This is a genomic window from Thiofilum sp., from assembly GCF_016711335.1.
In the GTDB taxonomy this organism is placed as follows: Bacteria; Pseudomonadota; Gammaproteobacteria; order Thiotrichales; family Thiotrichaceae; genus Thiofilum.
Genome location: NZ_JADJTF010000001.1, coordinates 782059 through 795581 on the forward strand (window position 1 = coordinate 782059; position 13523 = coordinate 795581).

A 13523-nucleotide genomic window follows, 5' to 3' on the forward strand; every position below is an offset into this window, starting at 1 on the left:
TTATTAATCAAGACTGATAAATTTAATGCAAATCTATGGAGTACTTTGCTAACTAGCGAGTAAATCCTGTTAAAATCTCCGCATTACTTATTAGTTAGCCACGAGTCCGCGATGGATAAGCAAGATACTACTCACTTCGGTTTTCAACAGGTTCCTGTCGCTGAAAAAGCGCAAAAAGTTGCGGGGGTTTTTCATTCGGTTGCCGATAAATATGATGTGATGAATGATGTTATGTCACTCGGTATCCACCGTTTATGGAAACGCATCACTATTGACGAGGCAGGTGCACGTAAAGGGCAGAAAGTACTGGATTTAGCCGGTGGTACTGGCGATTTAGCCGCTAAATTTGCCCAAATTGTCGGTGATACAGGTGAAGTTATTCTGTCAGACATTAATGCTTCTATGCTGGCTAATGGTAAGCGTCGCCTCATCGATAGGGGTTTAGGGGGCAATGTTAAATTTGTGCAGGCGAATGCCGAATGCCTACCTTTTGTAGATAATCACTTTGATATTATTACGATTGCCTTTGGTTTACGTAATGTGACCGATAAAGATGCAGCCCTACGCTCTATGTTGCGTGTTTTAAAACCCGGCGGACGCTTATTAGTGTTGGAGTTTTCTAAGCCTGTTCTCCCCGGTCTAGCGCCGATTTATGATCAATACTCCTTTAAAATACTGCCTTTAATGGGCAAATTAATCGCTAATGATTCAGCAAGCTATCAATATTTAGCCGAATCTATTCGGATGCACCCTGATCAAGAAACGCTCAAAGGCATGATGGAAACCGCAGGATTTGAACGCGTGACTTACCGCAATATGACAGGGGGCGTAGTAGCACTGCATAAGGGCTTTAAGCTGTAGTTGCTGCATAAACTCGTTATACTGTGGTGTTTTAGGCATTGAGAGAATTTTAAGGAGTAGGTATGGGCTTTTTAGCAGGTAAGCGAGCACTCATCACGGGTATTGCAAGTGATCGTTCCATTGCATACGGGATTGCACAAGCGATGCACCGCGAGGGCGCTGAGCTAGCATTTACTTATCAAAACGACAAACTTAAAAGCCGCGTGGAAAAAACCGCTGCTGAATTAGGTTCCAGCATAGTACTACCCTGCGATGTGGCTACTGATGAGCAAATTGCCGCAACTTTCGAGCAATTAAAACAGCATTGGGATGGTTTAGATATTGTAGTGCATGCGATTGCCTATGCGCCTAAAGAGCAACTAGAAGGCAGTATTGTTGATAATACCACTAAAGAAGGCTCTAATATTGCTCATGATATTAGTGCCTATAGTTTCTTAGCGATGGCACGCTATGCAAAGCCTTTGATGGAAGGGCGTAATGGCTCATTATTAGCGCTCAGCTATTTGGGCGCGGTTGCCGCTATTCCTAATTACAATGTTATGGGGATGGCAAAAGCGAGTTTAGAGGCGGGAGTGCGCTTTATGGCAGCCGATTTAGGGCCACAAGGGATTAGGGTCAATGCGATTTCAGCAGGCCCTATTCGCACTTTAGCCGCATCGGGTATTACAGGTTTCCGTAAAATGCTGGATCACTTTGCTAAAAACACACCCTTACGCCGCAATGTCACGATTGAAGAAGTGGGTAATGTAGCTGCATTTTTATGCTCTGATTTAGCATCAGGGGTAACAGGTGAGATTACTTATGTCGATGCAGGTTGGAATATTTTGGGGATGTCGGGATTAGAAACCGTTTAAATTAAAATTGGTAGAGGTGTAGTACACACCTACTACCAACTTTTTTATAAGATAATATTAATCGCATGACTTCTAGCGACCAACACAGTTCTATCCTCTCTAAACCGAGAATGACAAGCCCGACAAATATAGTGCTTTTGCCTAGAAAACAACTTCGTTAAGGTAGAACGCCTGATACGCATAATCAATGTACAATGACATTGTGGACAGCATAAGGACTGACCGCTTAATCCATTAATACGGTTCATTTTGAAACACTCGCAACACTCACCCACAATTAGAGATGGGCTAATCCTAGCGCTTACCTGATTAAAAATAAACCTATTTAAAAATAAATAAATCTTAACTGACTAACCTAGAAAGCCAAGAGCAGTAAAATCTACCTAATAGGGGTTCACTAATTTTTTCTTACAACTATCTGCATCTGTATTATGAATAAAGATTGCTAAGTCTTACCTTACTAGGTAATTTAACTAATGTCAGATGATGACTCGATGATCACGTCCATGGATAAAGAAAAGAAAACCTTAACCTTAAAACCAAAACTCGCTTTAAACACTGATGCTGATAGTGAAGCGAATGCTATTAAACGCCCTAGCAAACGACGAATTGTGCGTCGCGAGGATATTGTTGCAGAAAAGCTAGCCACACCTCGCCTACCTAAGCGTAATGCTCCTGCCAAAAAGCCTATGAAAAGGCTCACACCAGCAGAGCAACAGGCTGTAGATTTAACCGCACAATTAGCTAGTGTCTTTCCTATTTGGGCACAACACAAACCCTTAGCTATTGGTATTGAGGAAGCGTTGCAACAATATTTTGATCAGGCACAAATTCCCGTATCTAAGCGCGTGTTGCATCGAGTGCTGTGGCATCACACTCATCAAAAAGAATACTTACAACAAGTTTTAATCGAAAATCAGCGTTACAGCTTAGATGGGCGTGCTAATGGTGAAATTAAAGCGTCTGAAAAAGAACATGCACAACGCACTTTGGATGAAATTGCAGTAGCACAAACTCCTAAACCACGCCCTCCCTCAAGACGCCCTCCAAGTACTCGCAATAAATATTAAAATCATAGTTGCAAGAGCTGAGGAACTCTTTTTAGCTCTTGCGGCTTTGCAGTAGGCTTAGCTATCTTCTGAGCCTTCTGCTCCGAAATGCTCGTATTGCCCCATCTAATACCTAAATTCTACCCCCAATCTGACTCCTGCTAGTGGGAATTATTCTTATTCATAATAATAACTTCACCTATTTACTCAGCTACTAATCATTAGTCTCCTGTGAGTTACCATCATGAATAATATAAATTTCTCTATGCGCTACACTTTGCCTAGTTATCAATTTCCGTTGCTAACTAAGCCTATGTATACCCCCCCTATGTATACCAACTCCCAACCTAATTGGATGCCTAACCAAACTGGCTTTAATAACCCATTAATAATTAATACATTAATCCAGATCCTACAACGTCTGATTGCCGCTATGAACACCTCAGGGCAAACTACGCCTACTACCCCGACTACACCTAGCAATAAAGCTACTATTTTAATTTCCTCTAATGTTCCGGGTATGTCGGAATATCATCGCCACACCGAACCGGGCAAACCCTCCCCCTTAGTGCGTCATAATCAGGCTGAAGACTACAAAGAAATTCTCGTTCAAACACCTGTAGGACCGCGCATTGTGGCTAATCCAGGTCCACAAATCGTGGCAGATGCTAACCTCTCCAATAAGCTTAAACAATATTTTAATATTAATAGCTCAGTGCCCTTCACCACGACTATTTATGATAATGACCGCAGTGGAGCTATCTCGGTTAATGATCTGATTTATATGAATGATAATGTCACTGGAGCACAGCTCAAGGAGCATTTACTCAGCGCTGCTGATGCCAAAGCGTTAGGCTTGAACTAACCATACCGATCTCCATCACTTGAGATGAGTACTCGTTCAATAACCTCCCCTAGGTTTAGAGAATTCATCTCTCTTTTAATCCTTAAAATCCGCCCTTGATCTGATAGTACTCTCTTTTTTAGAGCCACTGTTTACACTTTAAACTGGATCAGACTCATACTAAGCCTCACGCTTAGAGGAATGTACATCATGAATATTAATAGATTACCTAATACATCCCAGCCCCCTAATACTCAAGCTCTAACTCCCCGTTATCCACCCATTAATAACCCCATTCATATGGGCACTAGCGGGATTAACTCGAATTATTTATCACAGTTAATACAACTGATTCGCTTATTGATTAGTGCCTTACAAGGCATCAATCCTAACCCACCCATTACCCCCGAAACAGCACCTGCCTTACCTCTTAATCAGAATCAGAAAGGTAACTTATTGGAGTTAATGGGATATAGTCGCAACGCGCCCTTTAGCACCACGATTAAGGATATGGATAAAAGTGGTTCTATTTCGCGGGGTGATGTTGCCATTATTAGTGGGGGTATTACGGGAGGTGAAATAGCACGCCGCACCCTAACGGCTTCTGACATACAAGCACTGAATAAAACCCCAACCAATACCGGTCCACAAAACCTTCAAGCCAATCAGGCTAAATGGAATAGCTTAACCAGCCGTGGTAATTACGATTTTACTGTAATTAATAGTGGTTTTAGGATTGATGGCGGACGCCCAGTGAATATTAGTGTACGCAATGGCGCTATTACTAATGCTACCTATGCTGATACTGGCACAGCCGCTGCCGACTATTCGCGTGTCACCATGAACGACTTATTTAAGTCTATTCAGGACGCCTATAGCGGTAATGCGGAACGCGTAGATGTGACCTATGACGCCACTACCGGCGCTCCCTTATCCATCTATATTGATGAAAGCTCTATGATAGCAGATGAAGAAACCGCCTACACGGTGAGTAATATTAAAATATTGCCTTAATTAGGTTAAGCTTGCCTACAAGGTGAGAGCCATAAACTCTCACCTCATTTGCTGTTAGATCATACATTTAGCAATAAATACTCCCGCTCCCATGAGCTGATTACTTGGAAGAATGCTTCATATTCCATACGTTTTACCTTGCAATAGACTTCTACAAAGCGCTCGCCTAGTAACTCTACTACAGGCTCACAACTCTCTAATGCCACTAATGAATCTCGCAAATCTCGTGGTACACCAAACGGTAAGTTATACGCACTGGTTTCCATAGGCGCTGTGGGCTGTAGCTGTTGGCGGATACCTAATAAACCACAAGCAAAGGACGCTGCAAACATTAGATAAGGGTTTACATCGGCGCCACTTAAACGATTTTCTACCCGACGATTACTAGGATCAGAATGAGGCACGCGCAATCCCACCGTGCGATTATCATAACCCCATGCCGTATTAATAGGTGCAGCATTAAAGCGTGCAATGCGTCGATAACTATTCACATTAGGGGCTAAAATCGCCATAACAGACGGCAAATACTTTTGTTGTCCCGCAATAAACTGTAAAAAACGTTCACTGACTGAACCGTCAGGATTAGAAAAAATATTTAAACCCGTATGGGCATCGACAATACTCTGATGCACATGCATGGCACTCCCTGGCTCATTTTGCAACGGTTTAGCCATAAAAGTAGCATACATATTGTGACGTAATGCTGCTTCGCGCATGGTGCGCTTAAACACAAAGACTTGATCGGCTAGGCTTAAGGGGTCGCCATGCACAAAATTAAACTCCATTTGTCCCGCCCCTGCCTCATGAATCAGAGTATCAATGTCTAATTCCTGAGCCTCACAATAGTCATAGACATCTTCAAATAGCGGATCAAATTGATTGACTGCATCGATACTATACGCCTGACGCCCAATTTCTTTACGCCCTGAGCGTCCAATAGGGGGTTCTAACGGGTAATCAGGATCAGTATTGATTTTGGTAATATAAAACTCAGCTTCAGGCGCAATAATGGGCTTTAGACCTAATGAATCGTATTCTTTTAAAATACGTTTTAATACATTACGCGGTGCTAGGGCGCTGGGTGTTCCATCCGCCAAGGTACAATCATGAATGACTTGTGCGGTCGGTTGTGGTGCCCAAGGTAATAAACGCGCCGTCGTTGGATCAGGAATAGCAATCATATCCACTTCTAACGCATCATGATCATCGTCTCCAACCGCCCAATCTCCCGTCACAGTTTGCATGAACATGGTTTCCGGCATCCGCATGCCTTCATCTTTGTAAAACTTCGCTGCTGGAATAATTTTACCACGCGCATTGCCGGTAATATCAGGAATCAGACACTCCACTTCCGTTATTTGATGCTTATGCATCCACTTTTCTAGCTCGCTGTTCATGTCCTATCCTCCTACATATTTTGATATAAATTCGATAGATAATGGACTGAGATTACTTTACCACTTGAACCTATTTATAAATAGCTAGCACAATATAAAAATGTGATCACAAAACTAGGTCGTTTACTATGGAACATCCTCTCAGTAACCCTGCCGAACGTGCAGCTTCTTACTATCAGGCTAGCAGTAATCCTTTTCAACGTCGCCCGACTCTGCAAGATCATCTACAAACAGATATAGCTATTATTGGTGGTGGTATTAGTGGTTGTTCTGCTGCATTACATTTAGCCAAACTCGGCTATAAGGTAGTCCAAATTGAAGCACGGCAATTCGGTTTTGGTGCATCAGGGCGCAGTGGTGGACAACTAATTTTTGGGCTAGCCTGTAGCAATGACACGATTAAACAGCAATTAGGCAAGGATGCAGCACAAACCATTTTTAATATGAGTGTTGAAGCACTAGACCTCACCGAGCAATTGATTCAAGAACACGGTATTCAATGTGATCTCAAAAAGGGAATGGCTTTTGCGGCAATTAAAAATCGTCATGTACACGAGTTGCGTGCCTATCAGGCCGAATTAGCTGAACACTATGGCTATGATCATCTACAGTGGATTGAGGGTAATGCCGTACAAGACTATATCCAAACCAAGCGCTACCAAGCCTTATTATTTGATCACAAAAGCGGACATTTACACCCTTTAAACTACACATTAGGCTTAGCCGATGCTGCACAACAACAAGGCGTGCTGCAATTTGAAAATACCCCTGCCCTCAAAGTCACGCCTAACTCCAACATAAAAATACTCACACCCGAAGGCTCGATCACGGCCGATTATGCGTTATTAGGCACTAATGCCTATGTGGAGCATATTGGCTATGCACTAGAGACTTATATTATGCCCGTGGGAACTTATATTTTAGCGACCGAGCCTTTAGGTACTGAGTTAGCACAGACCTTAATGCCTAAACACAGTGCGATGACAGACACGCGCTTTGTCTTGGATTATTTTAGGCTTTCAGCCGATAACCGCCTGTTATTTGGGGGAGGCGTGAGTTATTCCAAACGTCCGCCCCATGATTTAACCCAAGATATGCGGCGCCGACTGCTGACTGTTTTCCCACAACTAGCACCCGTGAAAACTGAATTCTGTTGGGGGGGGTATGTAGCGATTACGCAAAATCGCGCCCCCCATTTTGGACGTTTAGCCCCTAACGTCTATTTTACTCAAGGCTATTCAGGGCATGGCATGGCTTTGACAGGCTTGGCGGGTAAATTAGTAGCTGAATCAATTCATGGCAACTCAGAACGCTTTGATCTATTTACTCAGATCAAACATAGGCCATTTTGGGGTGGGAAATACTTAAAAACACCCGCTTTAGTAGCAGCAATGGCATGGTATCGCATGAGAGATTGGTTTTAGATCCTAAAAGCAAAAAAGGGCTGCAAGTATCTGCTGGCAACCCTTTGAATTGTAATAGCTTAAAACAATAAGTGCCTGTCAAATTAAATTCAAACTTTTACAATTTGACGACTCGCGCCCCATGTTCTACTGCCATTACCGCAGCAGTAATACGTGAACTCACCCCTAATTTACGTAAAATCGCTTTAACATGTAACTTGACTGTACCGTCTGAAATACCCAAGTTACGGGCAATAACCTTATTACTTTGACCCTCTGCCAGTAGCGTTAGAATCTCATACTCGCGCGGTGTCAGACCTGCAAAAGGATCAACAGCTTTTTGACTAGCATTATGCTGCTCAGAGCCTTGTACAAAACGTGCTAATACTGGCGCTAGTTCTGGGGCTACTACTGTTTTACCCTGCATAATTTCGCGTAAGGCAACGACTAAATCATCTGGCTCAATATCTTTGAGCAAATAGCCACGAGCACCACTGCGCAAGGCTTCCACCAAGTCACTTTCATTAGTGCTAGTGGTTAACATCACAATACGCAGCTCTGGATAATTTTTGCGTAATTGGCGTAACACCACTAAGCCATCCATATGGGGCATGCGCATATCAAGGAGCACAATGTCGGGTTGTACCTCAGCGGTACTTTTAATACCTTCCTCGCCACTACCGACCGCTGAGACCACATTGATTCCACGTCGGCGTAATAGATCTTCTAAGCCCGCTCGGAATAAGGTGTGATCATCGATTAATAGTACTTTCTCATTCATAGTGGTGTCCCTGTGTCAACGGATTTATCGGTTGGAGTTTTTGGTGTCATACGATCTAAGATCTGCGAGAGCTTACGTTCTTCAGGCGCCTCAAAGTTCAGTTGAACTAAGGTTCCACCCTCATCTGGATCACTCTCAAAATGTAATTCACCCTTAATATTGGCAGCACGCTCCTGCATAACACTCAATCCAATATGTTCTCCGGTGATTGGATCAGGCTCCGGTAAGGTTTCAGGCAAACCAATACCATTATCTTCTATTAACACAGAACAACGACCCTCCTCATTGCTATGCATCAAAATACGTACTGTGGTTGCTTGGCTATGTTTACGAATATTATTTAAAGATTCTTGTATAATACGGATTACTTCTATCTCAACATCACGCTCCAAGCTTTGTAGCGCCCAATTTTGATAGAAAAACACTTCTAAATTCGTTTCTTTACGAAACTTTTCTACTAATAACTCAACAGCCCGCACAATGCCTTTACCGTCTAAAGGCGCTCTAAAATGGGTAATTAAACTGCGAATTTCGGCGTAGGCTTCATCAATAGTAAGTTCTAAGTTTTCTAATTCAGTCCACAAACGTGGATTACTATCGGCACTATTGCGTAGTGAATCGTCAAAGAGGCGTACTTTAAAGCGTAGGCTAGCAATCGTCTGAGCTAACGAGTCGTGTAACTCATGCGCCATACGAGTACGCTCTTTCATAATGGATAAGGTATGTGCTTCTTCCTCTACGCTAGCCTTTTCAATCGCCATGCCTAAATGACGCCCAATACTCATCAGTAACTCATGCTCATCCTCTAAATAAGCATGGCGGTCGCGCGAGACAAAAATATTGTAAATCCCTAAGGTTTTATCACGATACAGTAAGGGAACAGCTAGCATTTCCATGTGATTGCGGCGCTCAAACAGGACACGCCCAATCAAATGCTCGCATTTATTAATATCGGTGCGAATGCGAATTTCTTTCTCGTCAAAGGCTTTGCCACAGGTACACTGAGTAGCCAGAATCGCCGTTTCGCGCTGCATCACTTCATCATCCAGTCCGATACTCGCTACCAAACGCAGCACATTATCTTTATCCAAGAGACGAATGGCGACCGCTTCAGCCTGCACTACCCCTTTCAGCGTTACTAAAAAGCGGTCTAATAAGCTCTCTAAATTATCAGCGCGATTAATCGCCGCAGCGACATCATACAGCACATTTAAATGATGATTTTTACGGGCAATATAGCGATCTTGACGTTCTAAACGTTGCAATTGTGCGCGAGCGACTGCCTGATAATCTTCGGTAATCGCATTAATTTGCTCACGAATCACGCGTGAAGGGCAAGCACGGCGTAAAATCGGCATACGCGCACTGAGATCATTACGCCTTAAGCGTTGCGCCCATAAAGATAATTCATCACCAAAGCAGGTAAACTCACGCCAAATCCAATAAAACAGCGTCATAACGCCAATGCCCGCAATGAGCCATAATACGGTTAATAAACTGCGTAAGCCATTATCTGGATCAAGTCCCGCCACAATCCACAAGTAGCTAGCTCCGATAGCAATAAAAATAACAAATAACGCCACCAGAGCTAACCAGCCTTGCCACGGTAATGCCACCACCGATTGAGCAACAAACAGCTCATCATGCTTACGCCGTGGTGAGCTGAAACTGTCACCATTATCGACAATGGGGTTAACGTCTGATTTAGTAGGGCGTTGAATTTGAGTAATCGGAATGCTAGCCACATGCTCGGCCATGATTTAAGACTCCTTAGGCGGCTGAAAATAGGGGTCATTAGGGTTTAAAAAAATAAACTCCATTTGCCCATTTAGCTCTACAAAATCTAATACCATTCCTTGAGCTAGAGGCTTAGAGTCTTTACCAATAAGCACCTTAACTCCGTCTTGCTCTAGCTCTACATCACCTACTTGGCGCTGTTCATCAAACCCCATCAGATAATTAAAGCTACCATCTGCCTTAGGTTGGATTTCAATACGTAAGGCTAAACCGGTGGCATTAGAAGAGCTTGCTGCTAGTTTAACCTGTTGTAATGCATTGGGAGTAATTGTAATCATGCCAATAATCCTTGTTGGTGTTGACGAATAAAATCAACAAAGCGTTGCGCCCAGCGATATTGAGCTGTATCGCGGCGGTGTAAATAAGAAGCTAATAAATTGCGATAGACCCAGCCATCATAGTCCCCAGTAATACCTGTCCCACGCAACATACGATAGGCAAACCGCCCCTGTGCCGCTAGATTATCGAGACGCGAATAATGAAACTCGTGCGCTGCTTGAGTAGCAGGGAAAGAGGCCGCTAGAGCGGGCCAAGGCATATGCTCGGTTTCGGTAAACTGCACAATACCGCGCCCTTGGGGTTTAGCATGCAGAGTCACATCCCCCGGAATAATCCCCACCATAGGAGCGGTTTGCCCTTGCCAAGTGATACTGCGGGATAAATACATTAAGCCCCCACACTCGGCATAAGTGGGTAAACCTGCTTCAATTGCCTGTTTAATATGCTGTTGTAAGGACTGATTCGCAGCTAAAGGAGCTAAATGGGTTTCAGGAAAGCCCCCCCCAATAAACAAACCATCAATCTGAGGTAAGGTAGAATCGGTTAGCGTATTAATCGGGACTAACTCTGCTCCGGCTGACTCTAGCGCTTCTAAATCATCGGGATAATAAAATCCAAATGCTGCATCCTGACAAATACCCAATTTAATTCGTGCCTTAGGCGTAGTACGACACGTTGGCTGGCAAATCGATAAATTCAAAGCATTTAAAGGGGTTGCTTGTTGAGCTAGATGTAAAAACTGATCCAGATCAACCTGCTCACTCACAACTTGACCTAGTAACTCAATATGCTGTTTGGCATTAGCCTGCTCATTACTTGGCATTAAACCTAAATGGCGCTCTTCAATAGCTAAAGCCGTATTTTCTTGCACACAACCTAACACTTTAATATCGGTGTAATGCTCGACTGCTTCACGTAATTTGGCGGCGTGTCGCACTCCTCCGACACGATTTAAAATCACTCCGGCTATTTGAATGGTGGGATCAAAGTGTTGATAACCCAATAATAAGGGCGCAATACCGCGTGTAGTACCGCGTGTATCAATCACTAATACAATAGGAGATTGTGTGAGGCGTGCCAATGCTGCATTGCTATCCGAGCCATCTAACGCTATACCATCGTATAGACCCTTATTAGCCTCGATCAGAGTAATATCAGAAAGATAAGATTGTTGCTGAACTTTGCATAATACCTCATCAGCCGACATGGTATTAAAATCAAGGTTATAACAGGGATTGCCACTGGCTTGAGCTAGCCACATGGGGTCAATGTAGTCTGGACCTTTTTTAAAAGGCTGTACATCTAAACCTCTAGCGCTTAAAGCGGCACATAAACCAATCGATAGCGTTGTTTTACCTGAAGATTTATGTGCCGCTGAGATAAATACTCTAGCCATTAGCTTACCCCCTGAGGAGGTAAGCACAGGGCATTAAGCAGCTCAATGATCTTCTGGCGTACCTTGCCACAACATCTCATAGCCAACCTCAAAGGTGTTATCGCAGAAATTCGCTAAGGCTTGGAATTTTTCCTTAAATAATTTATCTGCGTGGGATTTTTCGTGTTGATCGAAGGACTTCCAATAGGTCACGATGACTACATCGCCCATATTTTGCTGAACTCGTTGGGGTTCGGGTGCATCATTGCCCACACTACCCTCATCGGAAATAAATCCAGCATTGCGATAGACTTGACCGCCAATAAATCCACCTTGGTCATCACCGTAGTTGTTTTTTACCACATTGCACATCTCACCTAAGACCAGCTCGACATCTTCTACGGTCACACCGGGCTTAAGATCAACGACATTAAACAACATGACGCAACCAAATGGGATTTGAATGGGATTAAACATGGCTAACTCCTTCCTTGTATATTAGTAAATCACTATTTTCTTATATAAGCAAGATATTAAACCTTTTTAGTCAGTTTTGGGAAATAACCTCTCCTAAAGGGATTAATTTAAAGATAAAAAAAGCCGCATTGCTGCGGCTTGAACGTATTTTTTGGCTTACCTAAAAACGCTTTTAATCAGTATCTTCATCAGGATTAGCTTGTGCTAATGACACTGGCAAGAAGCGCAGCACTTTCACACCAATCACGATCATTACTAAAGTGACACCTACACCCCCTATTCCTAGCATTAACTCCCATAACGAGGGAACATAACTATTAATCACCCCGTCAAAGAAAGTGCTCTCTACCTCAGCATTAGGAAAAAGAGTCAGAGGATAAGCTTGACCACCAATAATAATGACATACAGTTGGATAAAGGAACCGATCAGTACTAGCGCAGAAGCCATTAACAAGGAGCGTACTTGACCACGACACATAGGTAGTAATAGCAAGAACAAAGGCACAATACTGCCAATCAATACATGCCCTATCCAAAACCACAACGAATAACCAGACTGACCCGATAACATAAACCGCTCAAAATGCGAATGCTCTGCTGCATACAAGGCAGTTACATGAAAAATCGCTTCAAAGAACAGCACAGCGCCAATAAACAGAGCCAGTAAATAGCGCTTACGCATCAGTAGGTCATCATTTAAAGCTCGATGTGTCCACGTAAAGAGACCAAAGGTAATCAGGATAAATAAGGCTAAACCCAATGAGAAAGACACTAGGATAAACAAAGGACCAAAAATCGCAGAGTCATAAGCCTCACGCGCTACCAAGAACCCAAAGATTGACCCTGTACCCGTAGTCAATACTAGACGCCAGAAGAAGGCTGCAAAACCAGCAGGTTTATAAAAACGCTGCATTTTGTAATCCATCATTGACCAGACATATAAGACCGCTAGAGCTAGGAAACCATTATATAAAATAATATTCCATGCAAAGATCGACTTAAAATTGTAATGCGTCATGGCAATAATCAAACGATCAGGATGCCCCAAATCAAGCACTAATACCATCAAGCCGCCAATCAAACAGGCAATCGCTAGTAAACCAGACAACCGACCTAGCGGTTTATAAGGCTTATTATTAAAGACCGTACCGATAGAACCGATGTTGAGTGCACCTGAAGCCGCTACAATCAGAAAAATAGCAAATACGTGCGGTAAGCCCCACACGATTTGATTATTCATGCCAGTGGCGTGATGTCCGGTATGCTCTAAATAGAAAAACGCAATGAGACCTAAACCCACTAAAACAGCACTAGCGGCGAGTAATCCATAGTACCCCCAGCCTGCTTGGCGTACTTCGCTATACACCATTGCCTTGTTACTCATAATGATTC

13 protein-coding genes are annotated in these 13523 nt (G+C 43.2%); 6 read left to right on the forward strand and 7 right to left on the reverse strand.

Annotated elements, in window-relative coordinates:
* Positions 1-111 precede the first annotated feature (111 nt).
* The 5 genes from ubiE to IPL34_RS03710 all read left to right on the forward strand — a co-directional run bounded on the left by ubiE (position 112) and on the right by IPL34_RS03710 (position 4622).
* On the forward strand, positions 112-861 hold the full coding sequence (gene ubiE / locus IPL34_RS03690; RefSeq protein WP_296837899.1) for a bifunctional demethylmenaquinone methyltransferase/2-methoxy-6-polyprenyl-1,4-benzoquinol methylase UbiE: 750 nt from the start codon (positions 112-114) through the stop codon (positions 859-861).
* A 62-nt stretch (positions 862-923) separates the two neighbouring features.
* On the forward strand, positions 924-1715 hold the full coding sequence (locus IPL34_RS03695) for an enoyl-ACP reductase (RefSeq protein ID WP_296837902.1): 792 nt from the start codon (positions 924-926) through the stop codon (positions 1713-1715).
* A 494-nt stretch (positions 1716-2209) separates the two neighbouring features.
* Complete coding sequence (locus IPL34_RS03700) at positions 2210-2785, forward strand: ProQ/FINO family protein (protein WP_296837906.1); 576 nt, start codon at positions 2210-2212, stop codon at positions 2783-2785.
* A gap of 223 nt (positions 2786-3008) precedes the next feature.
* Positions 3009-3629 (forward strand): hypothetical protein, encoded by a 621-nt coding sequence (locus IPL34_RS03705; RefSeq protein WP_296837909.1) that lies wholly within the window; start codon positions 3009-3011, stop codon positions 3627-3629.
* A gap of 189 nt (positions 3630-3818) precedes the next feature.
* Positions 3819-4622: a DUF6174 domain-containing protein gene (locus IPL34_RS03710; RefSeq protein ID WP_296837911.1), complete on the forward strand. Its 804-nt coding sequence runs from the start codon at positions 3819-3821 to the stop codon at positions 4620-4622.
* A gap of 59 nt (positions 4623-4681) precedes the next feature.
* On the opposite strand, the gene IPL34_RS03715 is transcribed toward IPL34_RS03710, so the two are convergent.
* The gene (locus IPL34_RS03715; RefSeq protein ID WP_296837914.1) at positions 4682-6019 is read right to left on the reverse strand and encodes a glutamine synthetase family protein; all 1338 of its coding nucleotides are present in this window, start codon (positions 6017-6019) and stop codon (positions 4682-4684) included.
* A 128-nt stretch (positions 6020-6147) separates the two neighbouring features.
* On the opposite strand from IPL34_RS03715, the gene IPL34_RS03720 reads away from it, so the two are divergent.
* A complete protein-coding gene (locus IPL34_RS03720) occupies positions 6148-7443 on the forward strand; it encodes an FAD-binding oxidoreductase (protein WP_296837918.1) in 1296 nt (431 codons plus the stop codon).
* A 97-nt stretch (positions 7444-7540) separates the two neighbouring features.
* Here IPL34_RS03720 and IPL34_RS03725 read toward each other — a convergent pair whose 3' ends face one another.
* The 6 genes from IPL34_RS03725 to nrfD form a co-directional block, all read right to left on the reverse strand.
* Positions 7541-8203: a response regulator gene (locus IPL34_RS03725; RefSeq protein ID WP_296837921.1), complete on the reverse strand. Its 663-nt coding sequence runs from the start codon at positions 8201-8203 to the stop codon at positions 7541-7543.
* Positions 8200-9960 carry a histidine kinase gene (locus IPL34_RS03730; protein WP_296837925.1) on the reverse strand — a complete coding sequence of 587 codons (1761 nt, stop codon included), beginning with the start codon at positions 9958-9960 and terminating at the stop codon, positions 8200-8202. Before IPL34_RS03730 ends, IPL34_RS03725 begins: the two co-directional genes overlap by 4 nt.
* Before the next feature lie 3 nt (positions 9961-9963).
* Positions 9964-10278, reverse strand: coding sequence for an iron-sulfur cluster assembly accessory protein (locus IPL34_RS03735; RefSeq protein WP_296837927.1), 315 nt, complete (start codon positions 10276-10278; stop codon positions 9964-9966).
* Complete coding sequence (locus IPL34_RS03740; RefSeq protein ID WP_296837931.1) at positions 10275-11675, reverse strand: cobyrinate a,c-diamide synthase; 1401 nt, start codon at positions 11673-11675, stop codon at positions 10275-10277. The genes IPL34_RS03735 and IPL34_RS03740 overlap by 4 nt, the downstream gene beginning before the upstream one ends.
* Before the next feature lie 42 nt (positions 11676-11717).
* A complete protein-coding gene (locus tag IPL34_RS03745; protein ID WP_296837934.1) occupies positions 11718-12131 on the reverse strand; it encodes a hypothetical protein in 414 nt (137 codons plus the stop codon).
* Positions 12132-12303: 172 nt separating this feature from the next.
* Positions 12304-13515 (reverse strand): NrfD/PsrC family molybdoenzyme membrane anchor subunit, encoded by a 1212-nt coding sequence (gene nrfD, locus IPL34_RS03750; RefSeq protein ID WP_296837938.1) that lies wholly within the window; start codon positions 13513-13515, stop codon positions 12304-12306.
* Between the last annotated feature and the right edge of the window lie 8 nt (positions 13516-13523).

Bases quoted from the DNA above. Each gene is read 5' to 3' on its own strand.
- IPL34_RS03730 (WP_296837925.1), bottom strand. From the start codon at position 9,960: ATGGCCGAGCATGTGGCTAGCATTCCGATTACTCAAATTCAACGCCCT.
- IPL34_RS03715 (WP_296837914.1), bottom strand. From the start codon at position 6,019: ATGAACAGCGAGCTAGAAAAGTGGATGCATAAGCATCAAATAACGGAA.
- IPL34_RS03710 (WP_296837911.1), top strand. From the start codon at position 3,819: ATGAATATTAATAGATTACCTAATACATCCCAGCCCCCTAATACTCAA.
- IPL34_RS03745 (WP_296837934.1), bottom strand. From the start codon at position 12,131: ATGTTTAATCCCATTCAAATCCCATTTGGTTGCGTCATGTTGTTTAAT.
- IPL34_RS03725 (WP_296837921.1), bottom strand. From the start codon at position 8,203: ATGAATGAGAAAGTACTATTAATCGATGATCACACCTTATTCCGAGCG.
- IPL34_RS03700 (WP_296837906.1), top strand. From the start codon at position 2,210: ATGATCACGTCCATGGATAAAGAAAAGAAAACCTTAACCTTAAAACCA.
- nrfD (WP_296837938.1), bottom strand. From the start codon at position 13,515: ATGAGTAACAAGGCAATGGTGTATAGCGAAGTACGCCAAGCAGGCTGG.
- IPL34_RS03720 (WP_296837918.1), top strand. From the start codon at position 6,148: ATGGAACATCCTCTCAGTAACCCTGCCGAACGTGCAGCTTCTTACTAT.
- ubiE (WP_296837899.1), top strand. From the start codon at position 112: ATGGATAAGCAAGATACTACTCACTTCGGTTTTCAACAGGTTCCTGTC.
- IPL34_RS03705 (WP_296837909.1), top strand. From the start codon at position 3,009: ATGAATAATATAAATTTCTCTATGCGCTACACTTTGCCTAGTTATCAA.
- IPL34_RS03740 (WP_296837931.1), bottom strand. From the start codon at position 11,675: ATGGCTAGAGTATTTATCTCAGCGGCACATAAATCTTCAGGTAAAACA.
- IPL34_RS03695 (WP_296837902.1), top strand. From the start codon at position 924: ATGGGCTTTTTAGCAGGTAAGCGAGCACTCATCACGGGTATTGCAAGT.
- IPL34_RS03735 (WP_296837927.1), bottom strand. From the start codon at position 10,278: ATGATTACAATTACTCCCAATGCATTACAACAGGTTAAACTAGCAGCA.